The sequence below is a fragment of the Ruegeria sp. HKCCD7181 genome (assembly GCF_057221055.1).
In genome coordinates, this window is record NZ_JBWVBC010000005.1 from 1 (window position 1) to 19,908 (window position 19,908).

Below are 19,908 nucleotides of genomic sequence, written 5' to 3' on the forward strand. Positions count from 1 at the left end.
CTCCAGCATGGTCTACGCCTCCAGCTCTCAGTAGTTAAAGCTGAAGGGAAACAGTCGCTTACCTGCTGGGAATGGTGCCCGGGGGCGGAATCGAACCACCGACACGAGGATTTTCAATCCACTGCTCTACCCCTGAGCTACCCGGGCACGGGAACGGCGTTTGCCGTTGGGTGGAGGCCTTCTATGACTTGCACACCGCAGTGTCCAGAGGCTTTTTGACATTTTTTCAATGCGGGCGGGACGGTTTGAAATCTTCCTGCTCCAACTCGGGTTCAACGTCGTCTTCACGCTGCGACGGCACGGCGTAGGAGCCGTTAAACCACTTGGCCAGATCGATATCCGCGCACCGTTTCGAGCAGAATGGACGAAAGGCGCGCTGTGTCTCTTCACCACAGATCGGACAACTCATTTCAACACCTCCGCCAAAGGGATACGGCCGCGTTTGCGCTGCAGCTCAAAATGACCCAACGGGGTCCAACCGGCCAAAATTGTCTCTTCGGAATCGGATTTGAATGCCGACCGCAATGCGGACTCAAAGCCTCGGCGGTCTTTCTTGGGCATTGGCGCCAGATCCAGTGTAATCTGGCCGCCCAGTCCGCGCACGCGTAGCGCTCGGGGTAGCATCTTGGCGCACGCGAAGTTCGCCTTGGTCCCTGCGGCAAGCGAACCGTCACTGCCGGTGTTCACGTCGACGGCAACAAGCGCACGGGTCGGCTGGATGTACAAGTGCCCACCACCAGGCAGTGGTTCGGCAATGCCCCTAACGGTCTCCAGTGCATCCAGAATACCATGGGTTTCAAAACTGCCAGCCGCAGTCGCCAACTCTGCCGGGTCAGTCCAGTCGCGCCAGGCCAGAATATGCGGCCCGTCGCCGTCGCTTAACGTTTCGGGCTCGGTACCGGGATCATCCATGACCTGTTCGGCCTGAGCACGCATGGCGGCGATGTCTTCGGCGATCTCATCCTTATCGGCGCCTTGGCAGCAGGATCTGAGAATAAGGCCATAAGGACTTCCTTCCATCTGCTCATGTGCGATTTCCAACAGGCGGTCGCGTGTGTCGTCGTCGCGGATGCTGCGGGAGATATTCCGGCCGGGCGCATCCGGGGTCACGATGGCATAGCGGCTTTTGAACAGGATGCGATTGGTCACCGGGATCGCCTTACCGGGTTCCGAGTAACCGGTCACCTGCACCAGCAACAGCGCGCCCGGAGCCAAACCTTTGACCTGCCGCAGAAATGCTGGCCCGTCAGGCGTGGTCAGGAACATACCGCCCTGCCCTTTCATGGGTCGATCTGCACGCGCGCGATAGATAGTGCCTGGTGGCGGAGCGTCGGTTGCGATCAAAAAGTCCTCGAGAACACCATCAACCATCAGAGCCGCAGCCTCACGGTCTTGAATGTGGTCCAGAACGACGGTGCGACCCTTCATGATGCCTCACGATACAATGGATAGCCGATCCCTTGCAGCAGGGCGGCAGTTTCGGACAGGGGCAGACCGACAATGCCGGTGAAAGACCCAGAAATCCAGGGAATGAAGGCGCCTGCCGGGCCTTGGATGGCATAAGCGCCAGCCTTGCCCTGCCAGTCGCCGGTGGCGAGGTAAGCGTTGATCTCGGTGTCCGACAAACGTTTGATCTTGACCTGAGAAACCACGTCGCGCTGCAGAACCCTGTCGCCACGCCTAACCGCGACCGAAGTGATCACCCGGTGACGGCGCCCCGACAGAGCGTGCAGATATTCCGCCGCCTGACCTGTATCTGCGGGTTTGCCCAGAATGCGACGACCCAGTGCCACGGTTGTATCCGCACACAAAGTGATGTCGTCGCTATCTGATTGAACCGCATGTACTTTCGCACGTGTGATACGGTTGCAATAGGGAGCCGGCAGCTCCCCTTTCAATGGCGTCTCATCAATGTCGGGTGCGCGAATTGCGTCAGGCTGCACGCCAAGCTGCGCCAACAGGTCCAGCCGCCTCGGGCTGCCTGATCCCAGAATAAACGCCATTGGGTTGCGCGTTACTTGAAGCGGTAGTTGATCCGACCCTTGGTCAGATCATAGGGGGTCATTTCGACCTGAACTTTGTCGCCAGCCAGAACACGGATGCGGTTCTTGCGCATCTTGCCTGCCGTATGTGCGATGATCTCATGGCCGTTTTCCAGCTCGACCCGAAACGTCGCATTAGGCAGGAGTTCCTTCACGACACCGGGAAATTCGAGCGTATCTTCCTTGGCCATGTTGTCTCCATCATTACGTTGCACTGCAGAATCTGCAGGGATGTGCGCTTAAATGAGCCCATTTTGGCCCTATTTCAAGGGCAGAATCACCTAAAGACAGCACATTGTGACCGAATTGACTCTGGCATCCTGTTCGGCCCAGTGCGTACGGTTCAGTACATGACCGTCCGCGCGGACATTGGCGATGGCGGCAGGATCGACCTCAGCATAGGTCCAGCCGGACTGGTTCAGCGCCCCTTCGGCCAACACACCCGTCTGGGGAAAACCAATATCCGGTGGGCCAAAAATACCGCCGGTTCCGGTGTTCTTATCCACCGCTTCGGACCACTCGTTGTCGCCAACCAGTGAGGCCATGACCGTAACGCATTGATTTTCCAGTGCGCGTGACATCGCGCCTATCCGAACCCGCCAATATCCCGACAGCGCTTCGGTACAGGAAGGGACAAGGATCAAATCAGCCTCGCTGAGCGCGCGACCCAACAAGGGGAACTCGCTGTCATAGCAAATCAGGACGCCGATCTTTCCAAGCGACGTGTCGAATAGTTTGAGCGGGCCGCCGGGGGCAATTTCCCACGACTCGCGTTCGAAACGGGTCATGATCTGCTTGTCCTGATGGTCATGCGCACCGTCAGGCGCATAAAGAGCCGCGCGGTTTACCGGGCGACCCGGTCCGGCCACCACAGGTGCGGAAGCGCCCAGAATGTGCGTTTTATATTCTTGCGCGAGACGGACATGCGCATTTTGCACATCCTCCATCCGGTCGGAAACCGCGCGGATCGAGCGCTCCAGATCACCAGCCACCGCGGGTCCGTCAAGGGTCGACAATTCCATCGCGCCATATTCGGGAAAGACCAGAAGATCCGCCCCCTGCCCGGCCGCGTCAGAAACCCACCGGGCCAGCTTGTCTTCGTACTGAGCCCAGCTTTCAAGCCAGTCCAATGGATAGGCGGCGGTTGCGATTTTCATTCTGCGGTCCCCATGTGCACAATCTGCGGGACCTTAGCCATGTGCACACAGGCATGTACAGCACCGTTTAACGTGCCGTGGTCGGATCAATGATCGTGGTGATTTCGGTAATTGTGTTGGCTGGAAACCCGCTGAGCTCCGCGTGTTTGTGAATCGCATCCTCGTTTTCCGCCAGATAAATGCAGAAGGTCTTGTCGCCGGCCACATAGGAATGCTGCCACTGAACACCTGGGATTTTCTCAAGCGCTTCATTCGACTTGGCCGAGGCTCCGCTGAGCTCGTCGCCAGACATCCCACCCACACCGGGCAGGTCGCGTTCGATAACATATCTCTTCATCGTGCTATCCCCCTCGGAAAGCACCACCATATCATAATTTCCGATTTTGATCGCCTGCCATCCGAGGACATCAGCAAATCAGGGTACTAAATGTCCCGGATCCAGAACTGCAATAGCTTCGGCGTTTCCTCGCCTTCGCCCAAGTCCTTCCACGAAAACTGTGCGACGACACCCTGTAGCGGTTCATATCCCCGCGCGCGCCAGAAGGCGTCGAGCGGTCTGTAGTTCTCTGGTCTCATTGGGTGGTCCGCCGGGCGCTGCACGCCACAAAAGGCACATTTCGAAAACCCAAGACGGCGGGCGTGCGCTTCGCGCAGGTCAAAGAACTTGTGACCCACACCCTGCCCGCGATACCCGGGCAACAGCACGGATTCCGCGCAATAGAAGATGTCACCAAGGTTCAGGCCAGAGCCTTCGAACGCGGCCGCAAAATCGTCGGCGTGATCCGTCAGCGGCGCACCGGTTGAAGCACCGACCAGCCGGTCACCATCAAAGGCACCAACCACAACCGCCCGGTCACTGTCGCGATAGGATTGCAGGTACTTGCGCTCATATTCGAGGTCACCGTCGTACAGATAAGGCCACGCGTGAAACACCTCGATCCGCAGGCGCGCCACATCATCCAGAGCGCCCTCCAAAGCTGCTCCAGTCAGGGCGCGGATATCGGTTACCCTAGCCATTCGAGACCTGTTTGGTCCAATCTGCGAGGTTGTAGAAAGTGGTGACGCGAGTGATCTTGCCATCCCTCAGGTCAAAGAACGAGCCGGCAGGAAGGCGATAGGTCTGACCATGGGCCTCGGGCAGGCCTTCATCGGTTTCCAGGTAGGTGCCATTTACGATGAACTCTGCCGCCGCGCGGGTACCGCCCTGGGCCTCGAATACTACAATGTCGGTTAGGTTTTCCTTGTAGCATCGGTTCATATGGGCGCAGAACGCAGCGAATTTTTCCTTGCCGACGCGAACGTGGCCTTCGTTCACATGGTGCGCCACATCATCGGACAGGCATGCCAACATGCCGTCTACATCGCCGGCATTGAAGGCATCGAAATAGGTTTTGACGGTCGGGTTCATGGGTTCTCCGTTGGCTCGCCCCAGCTGTCTTTCAGATGCTTGATGATCTGATCGCGGGTCTGTCGATAGTGATGTAGCTTTTCTTCCCGCGTTTCGCCCAGACCGGAAGGGTCCATTATTGGCCAATAATCGACATCGAGGTGGAAAAACCGGGTCAGCTCCAACGCCTTTCGCTGGCTGGCCGGAGATAGCGCCACGATCAGATCGAACGAACTGAGGTCATCGCCCCACTGTTCCATCTCATCGAACGAGCGCGACCGGTGGCGCGAAAGTTCCACGTCAATTTCCTGGCAGACGGCGATGCAGAATCCGTCAATTTCGAGATCGTTGCGCACACCAGCAGACTGAACATAAGTGCCGGTGCCGTAGAATTTCTTCATGATACCTTCGGCCATGGGCGAACGGACTGAGTTGTGGTCACAACAAAACAGGACCGACTGCGGCAGCGGCTTCACCCGTCACCCCCCAAAATGCAGCACGCAGATCAGCGTGAACAGACGGCGGGCGGTGTCGGTGTCAATCTCGGCCTTGCCTTCCAGCCGTTCCTGTAAAACGCGACTGCCTTCGTTATGGATTCCACGTCGGGCCATATCGATGGTCTCTATCTGGCTGGGCGGCAAGGTCTTGACCGCATTGAAATAACTTTCGCAGATCTGGAAATAATCTTTGACCACCTGCCGGAAGGGGCCAAGCGACAGATGAAACTCGGCCGCCTTTTCACTGGCCTCGGTTTCAATGCCGAAAACCAGTCTTTTGTCCCTGATCGACAGCTGCACATGATACGGACCCTCAGGTACGACCCGGTCGTCGCGCTGCGGCAAGGCAAACGAGTTGTCTTCGAGCAGATCGAAAATCGCCACCTTGCGCTCCTGCTCGATTTCCGGGGTCGGAGGCGGCAGGTTGCGGTCATCCAGTTCGATATGCGAAATGCGTGTCATCTAAGCGGTCACAATCCTTCTCGTCAGCGAAGACCTATAACAACGCATTTGGTTGAGCAACGCTCAGAAACGCCAAATGCCGTACACCTTCGCGTCAAATCAACCGTTCAACCGCCTCAAACGCGCCGTAACCGACAACCCATGCGCCTCGAGGCCTTCGGATTGCGCCAGTTGCTCAGCTGCGGGACCGATCGCTCGCAAAGCTTGCGGCGTCATCTGGCTGAGCGTGGTGCGTTTGAGAAAGTCCATCACACTGAGGCCCGAGGAGAACCGGGCTGATCGGGCTGTAGGCAAAACGTGGTTCGGCCCGCCAACATAGTCGCCGATGGCTTCGGGTGTGTATTGGCCCAGAAATATCGCGCCAGCGTGGATGGTTTTGGCGCTAAGCGCCACAGGGTCAGCAACGCAGAGCTCCAGATGCTCGGGGGCGATCCGGTTGGACAGGGTCGCAGCCTCGTCCAGGTCACGCACCATGATCACGGCGCCGAAGTCGCGCCAGCTGACCCCGGCAATCGCCCGGCGCTGCAGGGTTTCGAGCCGCTTGTCCACTGCCTGCGCCACCGCCTGGCCGAAATTAGCGTCATCAGTGATCAGAAGGGACTGCGCGCTTTCGTCATGTTCCGCCTGGCTCAGCAAGTCCAGTGCGATCCAGTCGGGGTCGTTGTGCTTGTCGGCGATCACCAGAATTTCCGAAGGACCAGCAATCATGTCGATACCGACCTTGCCGAACACCCGCCGCTTGGCCGCCGCGACGAAAGCGTTGCCCGGGCCGGTGATCTTGTCGACGGGCGCGATGGTTTCCGTTCCATAGGCCAGCGCGGCAACCGCCTGAGCGCCGCCGATCCGGTAGATCTCATCCACTCCGGACAGCTGTGCCGCCAGCAGGACCAACGGATTCACCTGATCATCCGGCGTTGGCACCACTATGGCCAGCCTTTCAACGCCAGCGACCTTGGCCGGGATTGCATTCATCAGAACCGAGGACGGGTAGGACGCCAGCCCTCCGGGCACATAGAGACCCGCAGCCGAAACCGCCGACCAACGCCATCCGAGGGTCGCACCGGCCTCATCAGTCCATTCGCAATCCGAGGGCATCTGTTTTTCGTGATAAGTACGAATACGGTCAGCCGCCAGTTCCAGCGCCGCGCGGTCCTGTGGTGAGACCTGAGCCACGGCCTCTGCAATCTCTGTGGAGCTGAAGGCCATTGTCTTGGGCGTCAGATGCAGCCGGTCAAATTTCGCGGTCAGTTCGATAACAGCCGCATCGCCGCGACTCCTCACGTCCTCGATGATCTGCGCAACAACGGCATCCACGTCCGGACTGTCCTCGCGTTTGGCAGATAGCAGCGTCTTAAAGGCGAATTCGAAATCTGCAGACGTTGAGTCGAGAAAAACAGGCATGGTCAGAAACTCCGGACAGGTGAGAGGGTCTTATCGTCGGGATCGGGTGCTCTCAACCCTCAGACCGGGGGGTGCAGCGATTTGCGCATCGGGAATTGCGAAATCCCGTTCCATTCGCCGGGTGGACCGGACGCCTGCCACCCCCGCGCGGCATAGAATTCACGTGCCGTTCGCGTAGCATCCACTTGCGCCTCGGTACACCCAACCGCGGTCAGCTCGCATTCGAGCCGGCTCAACAATTGCGAGCCGACCCCAAATCCAATGTGATCAGGATCGACATACAACAGGGTTATCTTTCCGGTTTCGATCAAGCCGCCAACGGCGACAACCTGCCCCAAGGTTTCTGCCACCCAAATCGGCGAGCCGGACACGATCCAACCCCGGATGGTCGCTGCGTCCTTGTTTGCCGTCCACAGCGCCGCGGTTTGCGGATTATTCCCATGGTCCGCTTCGCATAGTTGTGTGATCGAGCGGATCAACACCCGGCTAAGGGCAAACACATCGAAAACCGTTGCGCGACGAAAGGTCGTTGCCTCTGGCGGACGGGAGAACGCCTGCGCTATGCCGCGCTTGTTGTTCATTCAGTCCGGATGATGCGGCGCATGGCCCGAAGGGGCGCGATATGGGCGGGTGACATCCTTGAGGGTGGCATCTATGGCTTCGACATTCAGGCGGATCGCGCCATCACCGGCCAGAGTCAGCAGAACCTGACCGGCGCCATCTTCGCCCGCCTCAAAATCGACCGACAACAGAGACAGAACCATATCTTTATCGCTGCGGTCGATGCCCTGACTGGCCACAGACAAAACGGAATCAAAAACCAGTACGGATTGCACCCGTTCAAATGGCCGGTTGCGCCGGGTTGCGGCGTCTTTGTCTTCCCAACGGAACCGGTTAAGCAACAAAGCAAACCGACTTTCAGATGGGCGCCAGGTCATCTCGGTCACCGGGAATATGGCATCCTGCGTCAGGGTCGCGATGACCTGAAGATCATCACCGTCTTCTGCACCGAGGTTTAGCGGAGCCTCGCGCCCGTCCTTGAACCTTGCGTCTGTCATTGGCCCTTGATCCGTTCAATCTTTGCGCCCACGCCTTCCAGCTTGCGCACTACATGTTCATAACCGCGATCCAGATGATAGACCCGGCTGACGGTTGTTTCGCCCTCGGCCGCCAGTCCGGCCAGAATCAACGACACCGAAGCGCGCAAATCCGTCGCCATCACCGGCGCACCTTTGAGTTTTTCGACTCCGGTGACAGTGGCGGTGCCTCCGTGAACTTCGATGTTCGCGCCCATGCGGACCAGTTCAGGAGCATGCATAAATCGGTTTTCAAAAATACGTTCTTCCAGAACCGAAGTCCCCTCGGCGGTGCACATCAACGCCATCATCTGCGCTTGCAAGTCGGTTGGAAATCCCGGGAAGGGTTCCGTCACCACGTCCACTGACGTGACCCGCCCGTTCTTGCGAGCCACTTTCAGTCCCTTGGAGGTCTCTTCGACATTCACCCCCGCGGCATCGAGTTTTTCAGCGAAGGATTCGACCAGCCGCATGCGACCGCCCAGCAACTCGACCTCACCACCACAGATCGCCGGAGCCAGCATGTAGGTGCCCAACTCGATCCGATCAGTGACAACCTGATGCGTCGCACCGTGCAAGCGGTCGACGCCCTGAATTTCGATGATCGAGGTGCCCTCGCCCGAAATCTGTGCGCCCATCTTGCGCAGGCACTCAACCAGATCAACAATTTCAGGCTCGCGCGCGGCGTTTTTCAGAACCGTAGTCCCCTTGGCCAATGTTGCAGCCATGACGATGTTTTCAGTTGCACCCACCGAGGCAAAGCGCATCTCGTGCACCGCGCCTTTCAGCCCACCCGGGGCCTTGGCATGAAGGTAGCCGTCTTTCAGTTCGATCTCGGCGCCCAACGCTTCAAGGCCTTCGACGTGCAGGTCCATCGGCCGTGCACCAATGGCACAGCCACCGGGCAGCGAGACCACGGCCTGTCCCAACCGCGCCAGCATCGGACCGAGCACCAGATTGGACGCCCGCATCTTGCGCACGATATCGTACTCTGCCGTGTGGCTCGTCAGGTCATGGCTGGACATCGCTATCACTTGCCCGTCCTGCAACTGCGAGACCTCTGCCCCCAGCGACTGCAGCAATTGGGTCATGGTCTTGATGTCGCTCAGCCGCGGAGCATTAGTCAGCGTCAGCGGTTCATCGCTCAGTAAGGTAGCGGGCATCAGCGTCAGACACGCGTTCTTGGCCCCCGCAATCGGAATCTGGCCGTTCAGCGGCCCATTTCCCGTCACCAGAATCGAATCCATCTGCTCTTAATCCTCGTCCTTGACGGTCTTGTCTCCAGATGCCGTCCGCGCCTTGGCCTGCGCCTTGCGCCGCGCCATATTCGCTTTGAGCGCGGCCTTGAGCCGTTCTTCGCGCGCATCTCCGGATTTGCCGTGTTTTTTTGGTGAATTTCTGTCTGCCATTATCTTTCTCTACAGGAGACGCAAAAAACCGTCCAGACACCCTTGCGCCGCGTTTCGTTTGAGTCTAATCACCCGCCCACAGCGCTGCTGTAGCTCAGAGGTAGAGCACTCCCTTGGTAAGGGAGAGGTCGAGAGTTCAATTCTCTCCAGCAGCACCATCCCCCTTTGGTATATCGATTGCAAACGGCTGGTGATTGGCCGATCTCGCCCGAGAGTGATCAGGGTTTATTGGTCTCAGACGAAAGCCGCGCTCTTTTCTGCCATGGCGATCCTGATATTCGGCGGTTCTATTGGCGCAGTCGGGCAATCCTATCCGGCCGGGGCGTCGGACGGATTTGATAGAATTCCTGCGAGCCGTGCCGGGCATAGGGTGAGCCTGCATACTCCGACTACAATCAGCCGGCAAATTGGAACCATGCAGCGCCTGCTGCCCAGTCCGGTTCAGACGCATGTGCCGCGTGGGCAACTGGCGAGCAACCATGGTCGATCGATATGGCGAAATTACAAGTACAAGGGGTATAATCTCACGAAGCCCCGACACTCCCTCAAATATCGGCATTAGGGGCGACTCGGGTCGAAGTATCGCGTCCACAAACCTGCCCGGACATTCAAGTTCCGCAGGGGCTTTCACGTCAAGAACAAAGGGTTACGCAGGCGGCACTGATCCCAGATCAGCCACCTCGCAGCCTTTGCATCAGATAGACTTCTGCGCCTTCCGGGATCGGCTCAGCCAATCCCGTGGCGATGATCCGCCCGTCAATTGCAACCGACACGCCGGCATCGATTGGACCCTGCAATTGCGGATGGGTGCGCACCAGTTCTCGCAACAGCTCACCGGTAGTGGCGGCCTCAACTTCGACCACCTGCTGGCCCCCGGTCAAAGACCGGAGGCCGGACCAAAGGTGAACCTCAACCATTGTCCTTGAGCGCCGCGAGGATGCGAGGTGGCGACATCGGCAGTTCCCGCATCCGAACGCCAGCCGCATGCGAGACCGCGTTTGCGATGGCGGCCAGCGGCGGTACGATGCCGGTTTCGCCAACACCCCGCACACCGAAGGGGTGGCCCGGGTTTGGAACCTCGACGATCACCGTATCGATCATCGGCAAGTCCGAGGCCACCGGGATGCGGTAGTCGAGGAAGATCGAGTTCTGCAGGCGACCATCATCGCCATAGATATATTCCTCGTTCAGCGCCCAGCCGATACCTTGCGCAGCACCGCCCTGATACTGGCCTTCCACATAGGTCGGGTGGATCGCCTTGCCGGCATCCTGAATGACCGTGTAGCGGGTGACGCTGGTTTTGCCGGTTTCCGGATCAACCTCGGCATCGACGATGTGCGTACCAAAAGACACGCCCGCCCCTTCGGGTGTTGCCTCAAAATGGCCCGAAATCGGGCCGCCGGTCGCGCCCATATGGGCGGTGATGTCGGCCAGTGGGCGCGGGTCGAAGTCACCGGCATTGGGGCCTGAGGGCACAGCGCAGCCGTTTTCCCATTTGACCGCTTCCACCGGGATACCCCAGCTTGCTGCCGCGCGCTCGCACAGTTTTTCAACCGCGTGCTTGGCTGCCTTGATGGTAGCCAGACCGCTGGCATAGGTCACACGGCTTCCATGGGACACGTCGTTATAGCCCAGCGAAGCAGTGTCCGCGACAGTCACACGGATGTTTTCATAGGGAATACCCAAAACTTCCGCCGCCATCAGCGCCATCGAAGCGCGCGAGCCGCCGATATCCGGCGTACCCACCATGACCTGGGCCGAGCCATCCTCGGACAAAGCCAGCGAGACACTGGTTTCGCCGCCGTGGTTGAACCAGAAGCCGCAGGAAATCCCGCGCCCCTGCCCCGGTTTCAAAGGCGCCGAATAATGCGGATGTACCTTGGCGGCCTCAAGCGTTTCCACCAGCCCGATGCGTTCGTAGGTTGGGCCATAGCTTGCCCGGGTGCCTTCGTGGGCGGCATTTTTCAGACGCACATCGATTGGATCGAGACCCAGCTTTTTGCACAGTTCGTCCAGCACGGATTCTACTGCAAACGCGCCCATCGGCGCACCCGGCGCACGGTAAGCCGCCTGTTTCGGGCGGTTGGCCATCACGTCATAGCCCACCTGCCGCACATTGGTCAGATTGTAGGGCGCAAAGGCACACATCGCGGTCATGTCGCCCGGCGCGCCGGGAAATGCTCCGCCCTGTAGGCGGAAAATGCCTTGGGCAGCCGAAATGGTACCGTCTTTCTTCATCCCGATCTTGATGTCCATCGACGCCGACGAGGTCGGACCTGTGGCCCGGAACACCTCGGACCGCGTCATCACCAGCTTGACAGGGCGGTTGGCCTTGCGGCTCAGCGCCAATGCCACCGGCTCGATGAACACGGTGGTCTTGCCGCCGAATCCGCCGCCGATCTCAGACGCGGTGACCCGCAGGTTCGAGGTTTCAATGCCCAGAACCGCGGCACAGGTTTTCTGTACGATCCAATGCCCCTGTGTGCAGCACCACAGCTCGCCCTTACCGTCATTGCCCAGCATCGCCAGACAGGCGTGGGGTTCAATATACCCCTGATGGGTTGCCTCGGTGACAAAGCTGTCTTCGATGACCAGATCGGCCTCGGCAAAACCGGCCTCGACATCGCCGTGGCCGCTTTCATGATAGCGCACGACGTTCGGGTGCATGCCTTCGGGAACGGAATAATCCGCCGCACCTTCGCGAATAACCGGTGCGTCAGGAGCCATCGCCTTGTCGACGTCGGTGACATGAGGCAGGACTTCGTACTCTACCTCGATCAGTTTCAGCGCGTCGCGCGCCGCCAGTGCCGAGGTCGCCGCCACGGCCGCGATCGCATGTCCGTCATAGAGCGCCTTTTCGCCGGCCATGACGTTTTCCAGCACGTTCCAGAATTCACCTTCCAGACCGGGCTTGAACGGCACGTCGGCAAAATCAGCGCGGGTTACCACGGCTTTGACGTCCTTGTGCGCCTCGGCCTTGGAGGCGTCAATTTTAACGATCCGCGCGTGGGCGTGGGGCGAGCGCAGGATCGCACCATGCAACATGCCGGGCGCATAGGCGTCCGCGCCGAACTTGGCGCGTCCTGTGACTTTGTCCAACCCGTCCGGGCGGTCGGGACGCGTACCAACAAAACTGAATACGGATTTACGATCGTCGAGTGCCATTACGAAGCCTCCCGCAATTCGGCGGCCGTGTCCATCACGGCGCGAATGATCTTGTCATAGCCTGTACAACGACACAGGTTGCCCGCCAGCCAATAGCGCGCCTCTTCCTCGGTCGGATCAGGGTTTTTCTCCAACAGAGATTTGGCGGCCACAAGAATGCCGGGCGTGCAGACACCACATTGCAGGGCGGCATACTCGATGAATTTCTTCTGCAACGGGTGCAGAACATCGCCGTCGGCGATACCTTCGACGGTTTCGATCTGTTTACCTTCGGCTTCAACACCCAGCATCAGGCAGGAACAGACCAAACGGCCGTCGACGCTGACTGAACAGGCACCGCAGTCGCCGGTTCCGCAGCCCTCTTTAGCACCGGTCAGGTTCAGCTTGTCACGCAGGCAATCCAGAAGGGTTTCTCGTGCGTCACACAGATATTCAACAGCGTCGCCGTTTACGGTAGTGGATACGTGGAACTTGCTCATGCTTGTTCTCCCTTCGCACGGGCATAGGCGATTTTGGCAACCCGCTTGGCCAGAACGCCCGAAACTTCGGTGCGGAACGCGATTGTGCCGCGCTTGTCATCGATCGGGTTGCACGCGGCAGAAGCAGCGGCGGCCAATGCGTCCAGCGCGGCATCATCCAACGTGGTCCCGATGATGGCTTTCGCACAATCTTCGACCAGCAAGACAGTTGGCGCGACGGCCCCCAGGGACACACGGGCTTCGGTAATCGTGTCTCCGTCCAGACGCAGATTCACGCCAACGCCGACCACAGCGATGTCCATTTCCGTGCGGGGAATGAACCGCTGATAGGCGTCACCGCCGTTTTCACCGCGCGCCGGGATGTTCACCGCAGCAATAACCTCGCCCTTGACCAGTGACGTCTTACCAGGGCCGGTTGGAATATCCTCCACAGCGACTTCGCGAGTTCCTTCAGGACCCGTGACCGTCACCGTCACGCCTGCAGCGACCATGGCCGGTACGGAATCGGCAGCCGGAGAACCATTGCACAGGTTACCGGTCGGCGTCGCGCGACCCTGCACCTGAGTCGAACCGATCAGATCCATCGCTTCGACCACGCCGGGCCAGTCGCGACCAAGCTCGGAATGCTCACTCATTTCCGCTCCTGTCGCCGCAACGCCCAGCGTCCAGCTACCGTCAGCATTGCGAGTGATGTCGCGTACACCGTTGATTTTCTTTATGTCGATCAGCGTATCGGGCGTTACCAGATCCGAGCGCAGCTGCACCAGAACGTCGGTACCGCCGGCCAGAAACCGGGTGACGCCCGTCGCGTTTGCAGCCAGAACCGAGGCTTCGGCGAAACTGGCGGGGCTGTGATAGTCCATGAATTTACCTCGTACCTGTGGATCAGGATTCACTGGGATTCGCGGGGGACGTTAGTGCAGCAACCCCAGCGCGTCCATGGCCGGAACGACCAAAAATTCATGATTCAGAAGGTTGTTTCCAAACGCAGGTCAAAGGTCGATCTCCACAACCCCTTCCGGCTGGGCCGCCCGGCTTTGACACAGGATGATCGTCGCTTCGCGTTGTTTGTTGGAAAGAACAAAGTCGCGGTGCTCTATATCGCCTGAAATCACACCACATTTGCAGACGCCGCAAATCCCGTCGGAGCATTTTACATCCACGTGAATCCCGGCCTCAATCAGAACCTGTGCTGCGTCTTTTTCGACCGGAACCGTCAGCTCACGCCCCGACTGTGCCAGCCGAAGGGTGAAGGGATGGTTTTCGTATTCCGGCTGCTCGGGAACCGAGAAGTATTCTAGATGCCGGGCCTCGTCCGGGAATCCCTGCCGTTCAGCGGCCCGTATGACACCATCCATGTAGCGATCCGGACCGCAGGTATAGACATGCCAGCCATCCTGATAGCCAGACAAAACGGCATTCAGATCAGCGCGGGTACCTTCATCCGAGAAATGATAGTGTACTCGATCGGCCCAGAGCATCGACGCCAGATCATTCAGATACCCAGCCCCTGCCCGCGTGCTGGCCGAGTAGTGCAGCTCGAACTCCTTGCCCAGAGCATGCAAACGATGGGCAAATGCAATCATTGGCGTGACGCCGATGCCGCCGCCCATCAGAAAGGTTTTGGTCGCCTTTTCATCCAGCTCAAAGTGGTTGATGGGTTTCGAAATGAAGACCTTGCGCCTCTCATTGAAAATGCGGTGCAACAAAGCGGACCCACCGCGCCCTTCGTCCTCGCGCAAAACGCCGATCTGATAAGTCGCCCGGTCCGCAGGATCACCGGACATGGAGTACTGCCGCAGGAATTCAGGCGCGACTAGAACGTCCAGATGCGCCCCGGCGGTCCAGTCAGGTAAAGGCGCGCCATCAAGGGCAGAGAATTCATACTTGGTCACGTCCGCTGTCATCTTGTCGACCTTGGTCAGCTCGACACGCATTACCGGGGCGTCGCCTGCAATCTGATAGCGATGCACAACCGACATATCCCCGGCAGCCTTTCGGGCCTTGTACTCATCTGCCGTGACCATCGCCTCATAGGCGGCAATTCCGGCCTCGCGGTCCATTGCAAAGGGGTAAGGCCAGGGATGCGGCGCCAGATAAGCCGGGTAAACGGCCAGGGTCTGATCTTCGTATTTCAGATCGAGATCTTTTTGCAGGTCGCGCCGGTTCAGCGGATGGTTCGTAGGGCGGTACGCGCCGTCCGCCTGCAACTCGATATCCCACCACCATTTCTTGGTGTCGTTCAGACCGCCATTGCCCACCGCATCATCCAGTTTGGCCAAGGTGGGGGCCGTTTGGGGGAACTTCATCGCAGCCCAGCGGAACGGGCGTTCTTTGAATATCCCTTCGAGGTTCCACGGACAGGTTTTCATACACCGGCCGCACATGGCCCCGCCGGGTGTTGTCACCCGGTATGTGGCACATTTCTGGCTGTCGGATTTCCAGATTTCATAGCCGTTGAACATGAGTTTCGGCCCTGCCGTGATCGCTCCGGACGGGCATTCCCGCGCGCATTTGTTGCAGCTTTCGCAGAAGGTCTGTAGGCCGAAATCTATGGGCTTATCGTGGTTCATCGGCATGTCGGTGGTCACAACACCGGATTTCAGTCGCGGTCCCAGATATGGGTTCAGAATAACCTCACCAATCCGACTGACTTCACCCAGCCCTGACAACAGCAGCAGCGGAGGTTGCAGCACCTCGCCATCCATTACCGTGTGCGCCTTGGCCTTGTATCCGAGGTTGCGTATCTGCTGGGCGATTACGCCGCCCAGCAACGAAAACCTCAAATAGGCGCGCATGGATTGAGCGACGCTGATCCAGTCGTCACCGCTGGCGCCCTCCATCGTCTCATAGCCCTGATCGATGATCATGCTGATGGCCTGATCGTGGGGTGGAGTGATCTCTTCTCCGGTGGCGTCGTGGGAATACCAGCTCCATTCCGGGCAACGGCTGAGACCCACGGCATCGACGCCTAGGAAATAGGTCGCCGCCTTGATATTCGCCGCATTGCGTTCGGCGTCAGTGGGTTTGGTAACTTCGGCGCTATCGCCATCCTGCAACAGAACAAACGCACCAAGCGCGCGCCGCTGTGCGAAACTGGGCGCTGATTTACGGACATAGTATCCGCCCTTGGCTGCGTCCTGCAGCGATTTGCCCATATCCCCGAACTGCGCGCGGGCGAACATGTCTGCCCGCTTGGGCACGCGGGCAACGTTTTCTTCGTCGATGTAAGTGGTGGGGGCGTCGACCCGTTTCAGTTTCTCGAACGGATGCGCGCCGTCCATATACTGGCGTTTGGCATAGGCGTCGCGGTTCAGGGCGTTCTTTGCAAAACCCGTTCCCAACCACCACGCCGGACCTTGCGTGCGAAACCATGGCTGTTGCGCCATTGGTAGCAGGGGCTGATCATGCGCGATGTCCATCTCGGTTGTGACAGCTGCCAAACCAAAGCGTTTGCCCAGCCAGGGAGCTATGACATCTCCGCCTTCGACTGTCGCTAGGCCACAGGCAACGGCCAGCTTCCCAAGATCAACCTCGGACGACATTGCCGTGTGGGCCCGTGCGTCAAACCCAAGCAGGCGAATATAATTTGCGATGACGACCGCATTTTCGGTGGCCAACAGACAAGCGCGATGGTCCTGCGCGTCAACGATCCACCCCGCTCCAGGCTCACCAGAATCCGGATCACGATTGAATTCGTACAAGAAAACAATGGCATGCCGATGACTGTCAATCGAACCAGGCGTGGCCTCCATGCTTTCCTTCAGGTCGGCCATAATGACGTCGATCCCTGATGCCAGTGTTTTGGTCTGTCGCGTTTTCAGGGCGTGAGCCAGCCGTTCGATATCTGGGTTACGCCGAGGTTCAGACAGCAGAGCTTCTGACGGCAGTGGCCCGCATCCCATCATTGAGGCGTCGTTGAAATACCCGAACGCTTTCAAATGGTTGGACCGGACCTGCGGATCGGACGGAATGACCGCCGAAGCGGAGTTTACAAAGCCATCGCGGATCGCGTCCATCATCGCCTGAAACTCACCCATCGCGTTGACGATGCTCTCAGGCTGTTCGGTTCGATGAAAGCTCAACTCGGGCATTGCTGCCACTGCGGACAAATCCGGCATTTCACCCTGCCGCGCCAAGCGCTCCAGCGGGTACTGGCCCATGTGAACGGGCCTGTTCTTGTCCGAGAAAAAGCGGATTCCCATCGTGCGCCTCCTGTTCTTGTCCGTCCACTAACCTGTCGTAGACAACAAAACCATTCATGAATAATCATAGATAGTATGAAGAAAACTGATTTCACTGAACTGGACGGCAAAGTCCTGCGAGTCTTTCTGACAATACTCGAGGAAAGCTCGGTCTCGAAGGCCGCCGACCATCTTGGTGTCACGCAGTCGGCGATCAGTCACACCTTGAGCAAGCTTCGGCAAGTTCTGGGTGATCCCCTGTTCGTCCGGTCCGGTCAGGGCCTGACCCCGACCGAACGGGCGTTATCCCTGAAAGAGCCCGTGCAAACGGTTCTGGACGCAATGCGTGCTTTGACTGAAGAACGTCCATTTGATCCGCTGTCGGAAGAAATCGATATCCAGATCGCCACCAACGACATGCCGCGAGAACTGATCTTTCCCGACCTTTTGCGGACCGCACGGGCCGAAGGTGTTCGGCTGAGGTTGGAATTCATCCCCTCAGGTGTGCCGGATCCGGATCTGTTGCGCAGCGACCGATGCCAGTTGATGGTAACGCCACTGCCACCGGACGGACCGGACATATTCCAGAAGCGGCTGTTTACCAGCCCGTTGATGGTCTTCTACGACGCCGCCCATCGCGACCCACCGGATAGCTGGCAGGCCTATTGCCAGGCCGACCATGTCGAAGTGCGATTTTCGGATGGCCGCAACGCACGCGCAGTCATGCGTGGGGTAGATCAAAGTCAAATCCGCCCGCCAACCGTGACCTTGCCGCATTTCAACGCGATTCCTTCATTCGTGAAAGGCAGCGACCTGATTTCGACCGACACAGCCCTGATGAATGAAGGCCCATTGGCCACGCTGGATTGCGCAGACCTCCCGTTTCAGTGCCCCTCCGTAGCGATTTACATGGTTTGGCACCAAAGATCTGCCAACGACCCGGCCCATCGCTGGCTTCGAAATCGGATCGAAGCGATTGCCGCGACCCTTCAGACCTGAGACAGCAGCCAGTCGCGCATTTTTGCCACCAAGTCGGGCTGCCGGGGCCGTTTGGGGATCACAACATAAAAACCCAAATCCTCGACCAGCACTTCAGACAGAGGCTGCACCAGCTTTCCCGAAGCAAGTTCCGCGGAAACCAACGGCGCATTAGCCAATGCAAACCCCTGGCCCGATATCGCGGCATCAATCGCCAAAGCTGTCTGGCTGAAGCTCATCATACGAGGACGCCCTTCGACACCGGCACGGTCCAGAAACAGCGGCCATAGCCCGTGCGAGTCGCTCAGCAGCATTTGCTGGATCAAATCGGCGGGCTTTGTAACCTGCGCCGCCAAATCCGGGTTCGCGACGACAAGAAACTCGTTGGAAAACAGCGGGACCGCGTTCATTTCATCCGCTATCGGTACCCGGCTTTGGCGAACAGCGATATCAACGCCGTCCGTTTCAAAATCCGCCAACCGTTCACGCGCGTCGATCTGCACCAGAATATCAGGGTGCAGCCGGACAAATTCTTTGAGGCGAGGCACCAACCATTTCGAAGCAAAGCTTGGGGTAACCGAAATGGTGATATTTCGCTGACCCGACAGGTCATCCACGGCCTCTTCGATCAGGCGAAATGCCCGGCGCAACGGCGCGTGAAACCGGCGCCCGGCCTCAGTCAGCCTCAGGCCGCGCGGCATGCGTTCGAACAATGGCGTGCCAAGGCGGGCCTCAAGCCCGCGCACTTGCTGCGCCACAGCTCCTTGCGTAACGCCCAGTTCTTCTGCGGCCAGCCGAAAGTTAAGATGCCGGGCCGAAGCCTCGAAAGCACGCAATGCGTTGAGCGGAGGAAGAGCTGTCATATTCAGAGCCAATAGTTTTTCTACAGCATACGGCCAGAACAACTGATTGGTCAAACTGCCCAACACACGCCATTTTCAGGACTGACAACTATTGGAGAAAACAGATGACCAAAGTAGCTTTGATCACGGCTGGCGGTAGCGGCATGGGGGCGGACGCGGCGCGACGTCTTGCGGCAGATGGGTTTAAGGTTGGCATCCTGTCCTCGTCCGGCAAAGGCGAGGCACTGGCAAAAGAGTTGGGTGGCGTCGGCGTCACCGGATCGAACCAGTCAAATGAGGATTTGCAAAAGCTGGTCGACGCGGCCATGGCCCACTGGGGACGCATTGACGTTCTGGTGAACTCGGCAGGACACGGCCCGCGCGCGCAGGTTCTGGAACTGACCGACGAAGACTGGCACACTGGCATGGATGTCTATTTCATGAATGCCGTGCGCCCAACACGTATTGTGACTCCGATCATGCAGGCTCAGGGCGGCGGGTCGATCATCAACATCTCAACCTTTGCCGCGTTTGAGCCGGACCCTGTATTCCCGACTTCGGGGGTTTTCCGTGCAGGGCTTGCAGCCTTTACCAAGCTGTTTTCGGACCATTACGCCGCTGACAACATTCGTATGAACAACGTCCTGCCCGGCTTTATTGACAGCCTGCCGGAAAAGGAAGAATTCCGCTCCCGCATCCCCATGGGCCGCTATGGCCGCAGCTACGAGGAAATCGCTTCGGTCGTCGCGCTGCTCGCCTCTGAAGGGGGCGGATACATCACGGGTCAGAACATTCGCGTGGATGGAGGGATCACGCGGTCGGTCTGACA

The 19,908-nt window shown here is 58.7% G+C and carries 23 protein-coding genes and 2 tRNA genes; 3 read left to right on the top strand and 22 right to left on the bottom strand.

The annotated features are described in order from the left end of the window. Positions 1 to 72 precede the first annotated feature (72 nt). From AC2TCY_RS11140 to AC2TCY_RS11215, 16 genes are all read right to left on the bottom strand, one after another. Positions 73 to 147: transfer RNA gene (locus tag AC2TCY_RS11140), tRNA-Phe, on the bottom strand. A 79-nt stretch (positions 148 to 226) separates the two neighbouring features. Then, positions 227 to 409 (bottom strand): DNA gyrase inhibitor YacG, encoded by a 183-nt coding sequence (locus AC2TCY_RS11145; RefSeq protein ID WP_480847508.1) that lies wholly within the window; start codon positions 407 to 409, stop codon positions 227 to 229. Beyond that, positions 406 to 1,428 (bottom strand): ribonuclease E/G, encoded by a 1,023-nt coding sequence (locus AC2TCY_RS11150; protein ID WP_480847509.1) that lies wholly within the window; start codon positions 1,426 to 1,428, stop codon positions 406 to 408. The genes AC2TCY_RS11145 and AC2TCY_RS11150 overlap by 4 nt, the downstream gene beginning before the upstream one ends. Then, complete coding sequence (locus AC2TCY_RS11155; RefSeq protein WP_480847510.1) at positions 1,425 to 2,003, bottom strand: Maf family protein; 579 nt, start codon at positions 2,001 to 2,003, stop codon at positions 1,425 to 1,427. The genes AC2TCY_RS11150 and AC2TCY_RS11155 overlap by 4 nt, the downstream gene beginning before the upstream one ends. 11 nt (positions 2,004 to 2,014) lie before the next feature. Next, positions 2,015 to 2,233: a translation initiation factor IF-1 gene (gene infA / locus AC2TCY_RS11160; protein WP_005978431.1), complete on the bottom strand. Its 219-nt coding sequence runs from the start codon at positions 2,231 to 2,233 to the stop codon at positions 2,015 to 2,017. Between the two features lie 90 nt (positions 2,234 to 2,323). Further along, a complete protein-coding gene (locus tag AC2TCY_RS11165; protein ID WP_480847512.1) occupies positions 2,324 to 3,199 on the bottom strand; it encodes a carbon-nitrogen hydrolase family protein in 876 nt (291 codons plus the stop codon). 67 nt (positions 3,200 to 3,266) lie between these two features. Then, a complete protein-coding gene (locus AC2TCY_RS11170; RefSeq protein ID WP_480847513.1) occupies positions 3,267 to 3,536 on the bottom strand; it encodes a DUF4242 domain-containing protein in 270 nt (89 codons plus the stop codon). Between the two features lie 86 nt (positions 3,537 to 3,622). Continuing rightward, a complete protein-coding gene (locus AC2TCY_RS11175) occupies positions 3,623 to 4,216 on the bottom strand; it encodes a GNAT family N-acetyltransferase (protein ID WP_480847515.1) in 594 nt (197 codons plus the stop codon). Then, on the bottom strand, positions 4,209 to 4,607 hold the full coding sequence (locus AC2TCY_RS11180) for a ketosteroid isomerase-related protein (RefSeq protein WP_480847517.1): 399 nt from the start codon (positions 4,605 to 4,607) through the stop codon (positions 4,209 to 4,211). The genes AC2TCY_RS11175 and AC2TCY_RS11180 overlap by 8 nt, the downstream gene beginning before the upstream one ends. Continuing rightward, positions 4,604 to 5,062: an arsenate-mycothiol transferase ArsC gene (locus AC2TCY_RS11185; protein ID WP_480847519.1), complete on the bottom strand. Its 459-nt coding sequence runs from the start codon at positions 5,060 to 5,062 to the stop codon at positions 4,604 to 4,606. Before AC2TCY_RS11185 ends, AC2TCY_RS11180 begins: the two co-directional genes overlap by 4 nt. Positions 5,063 to 5,065: 3 nt before the next feature. Continuing rightward, the gene (locus AC2TCY_RS11190) at positions 5,066 to 5,545 is read right to left on the bottom strand and encodes a UPF0262 family protein (protein ID WP_480847521.1); all 480 of its coding nucleotides are present in this window, start codon (positions 5,543 to 5,545) and stop codon (positions 5,066 to 5,068) included. A 99-nt stretch (positions 5,546 to 5,644) separates the two neighbouring features. Next, entirely contained in the window at positions 5,645 to 6,946 is a 1,302-nt protein-coding gene (gene hisD / locus AC2TCY_RS11195; RefSeq protein WP_480847523.1) for a histidinol dehydrogenase, read from the bottom strand. A gap of 59 nt (positions 6,947 to 7,005) precedes the next feature. Continuing rightward, positions 7,006 to 7,527, bottom strand: a complete 522-nt coding sequence (locus AC2TCY_RS11200; protein WP_480847525.1) for a GNAT family N-acetyltransferase — start codon at positions 7,525 to 7,527, stop codon at positions 7,006 to 7,008. Then, on the bottom strand, positions 7,528 to 8,004 hold the full coding sequence (locus AC2TCY_RS11205; RefSeq protein WP_480847526.1) for a DUF2948 family protein: 477 nt from the start codon (positions 8,002 to 8,004) through the stop codon (positions 7,528 to 7,530). After that, positions 8,001 to 9,269 (bottom strand): UDP-N-acetylglucosamine 1-carboxyvinyltransferase, encoded by a 1,269-nt coding sequence (gene murA / locus AC2TCY_RS11210; RefSeq protein WP_480847528.1) that lies wholly within the window; start codon positions 9,267 to 9,269, stop codon positions 8,001 to 8,003. Before murA ends, AC2TCY_RS11205 begins: the two co-directional genes overlap by 4 nt. A gap of 6 nt (positions 9,270 to 9,275) precedes the next feature. Further along, the gene (locus AC2TCY_RS11215) at positions 9,276 to 9,431 is read right to left on the bottom strand and encodes a hypothetical protein (RefSeq protein WP_480847530.1); all 156 of its coding nucleotides are present in this window, start codon (positions 9,429 to 9,431) and stop codon (positions 9,276 to 9,278) included. A gap of 83 nt (positions 9,432 to 9,514) precedes the next feature. On the opposite strand from AC2TCY_RS11215, the gene AC2TCY_RS11220 reads away from it, so the two are divergent. After that, positions 9,515 to 9,589: transfer RNA gene (locus AC2TCY_RS11220), tRNA-Thr, on the top strand. Positions 9,590 to 10,102: 513 nt separating this feature from the next. Here AC2TCY_RS11220 and AC2TCY_RS11225 read toward each other — a convergent pair. The 5 genes from AC2TCY_RS11225 to AC2TCY_RS11245 all read right to left on the bottom strand — a co-directional run bounded on the left by AC2TCY_RS11225 (position 10,103) and on the right by AC2TCY_RS11245 (position 17,280). Then, on the bottom strand, positions 10,103 to 10,348 hold the full coding sequence (locus AC2TCY_RS11225) for a MoaD/ThiS family protein (RefSeq protein WP_480847532.1): 246 nt from the start codon (positions 10,346 to 10,348) through the stop codon (positions 10,103 to 10,105). Beyond that, complete coding sequence (locus AC2TCY_RS11230) at positions 10,341 to 12,596, bottom strand: xanthine dehydrogenase family protein molybdopterin-binding subunit (RefSeq protein ID WP_480847533.1); 2,256 nt, start codon at positions 12,594 to 12,596, stop codon at positions 10,341 to 10,343. The genes AC2TCY_RS11225 and AC2TCY_RS11230 overlap by 8 nt, the downstream gene beginning before the upstream one ends. Then, positions 12,596 to 13,075 (bottom strand): (2Fe-2S)-binding protein, encoded by a 480-nt coding sequence (locus AC2TCY_RS11235; RefSeq protein WP_480847535.1) that lies wholly within the window; start codon positions 13,073 to 13,075, stop codon positions 12,596 to 12,598. Before AC2TCY_RS11235 ends, AC2TCY_RS11230 begins: the two co-directional genes overlap by 1 nt. Further along, entirely contained in the window at positions 13,072 to 13,938 is an 867-nt protein-coding gene (locus AC2TCY_RS11240) for an FAD binding domain-containing protein (RefSeq protein WP_480847537.1), read from the bottom strand. Before AC2TCY_RS11240 ends, AC2TCY_RS11235 begins: the two co-directional genes overlap by 4 nt. A gap of 129 nt (positions 13,939 to 14,067) precedes the next feature. Continuing rightward, on the bottom strand, positions 14,068 to 17,280 hold the full coding sequence (locus AC2TCY_RS11245; RefSeq protein WP_480847539.1) for a reductive dehalogenase: 3,213 nt from the start codon (positions 17,278 to 17,280) through the stop codon (positions 14,068 to 14,070). Between the two features lie 75 nt (positions 17,281 to 17,355). Here AC2TCY_RS11245 and AC2TCY_RS11250 point away from each other — a divergent pair, with 75 nt between their 5' ends. After that, the gene (locus AC2TCY_RS11250) at positions 17,356 to 18,258 is read left to right on the top strand and encodes a LysR family transcriptional regulator (protein ID WP_480847541.1); all 903 of its coding nucleotides are present in this window, start codon (positions 17,356 to 17,358) and stop codon (positions 18,256 to 18,258) included. Here the strand turns inward: AC2TCY_RS11250 and AC2TCY_RS11255 are convergent. Further along, positions 18,249 to 19,100 carry a LysR substrate-binding domain-containing protein gene (locus tag AC2TCY_RS11255; protein WP_480847543.1) on the bottom strand — a complete coding sequence of 284 codons (852 nt, stop codon included), beginning with the start codon at positions 19,098 to 19,100 and terminating at the stop codon, positions 18,249 to 18,251. The genes AC2TCY_RS11250 and AC2TCY_RS11255 overlap by 10 nt on opposite strands. A 104-nt stretch (positions 19,101 to 19,204) precedes the next feature. Between AC2TCY_RS11255 and AC2TCY_RS11260 the strand changes: the two genes are divergently transcribed. Continuing rightward, a complete protein-coding gene (locus tag AC2TCY_RS11260; RefSeq protein WP_480847545.1) occupies positions 19,205 to 19,906 on the top strand; it encodes an SDR family oxidoreductase in 702 nt (233 codons plus the stop codon). Positions 19,907 to 19,908 lie beyond the last annotated feature (2 nt).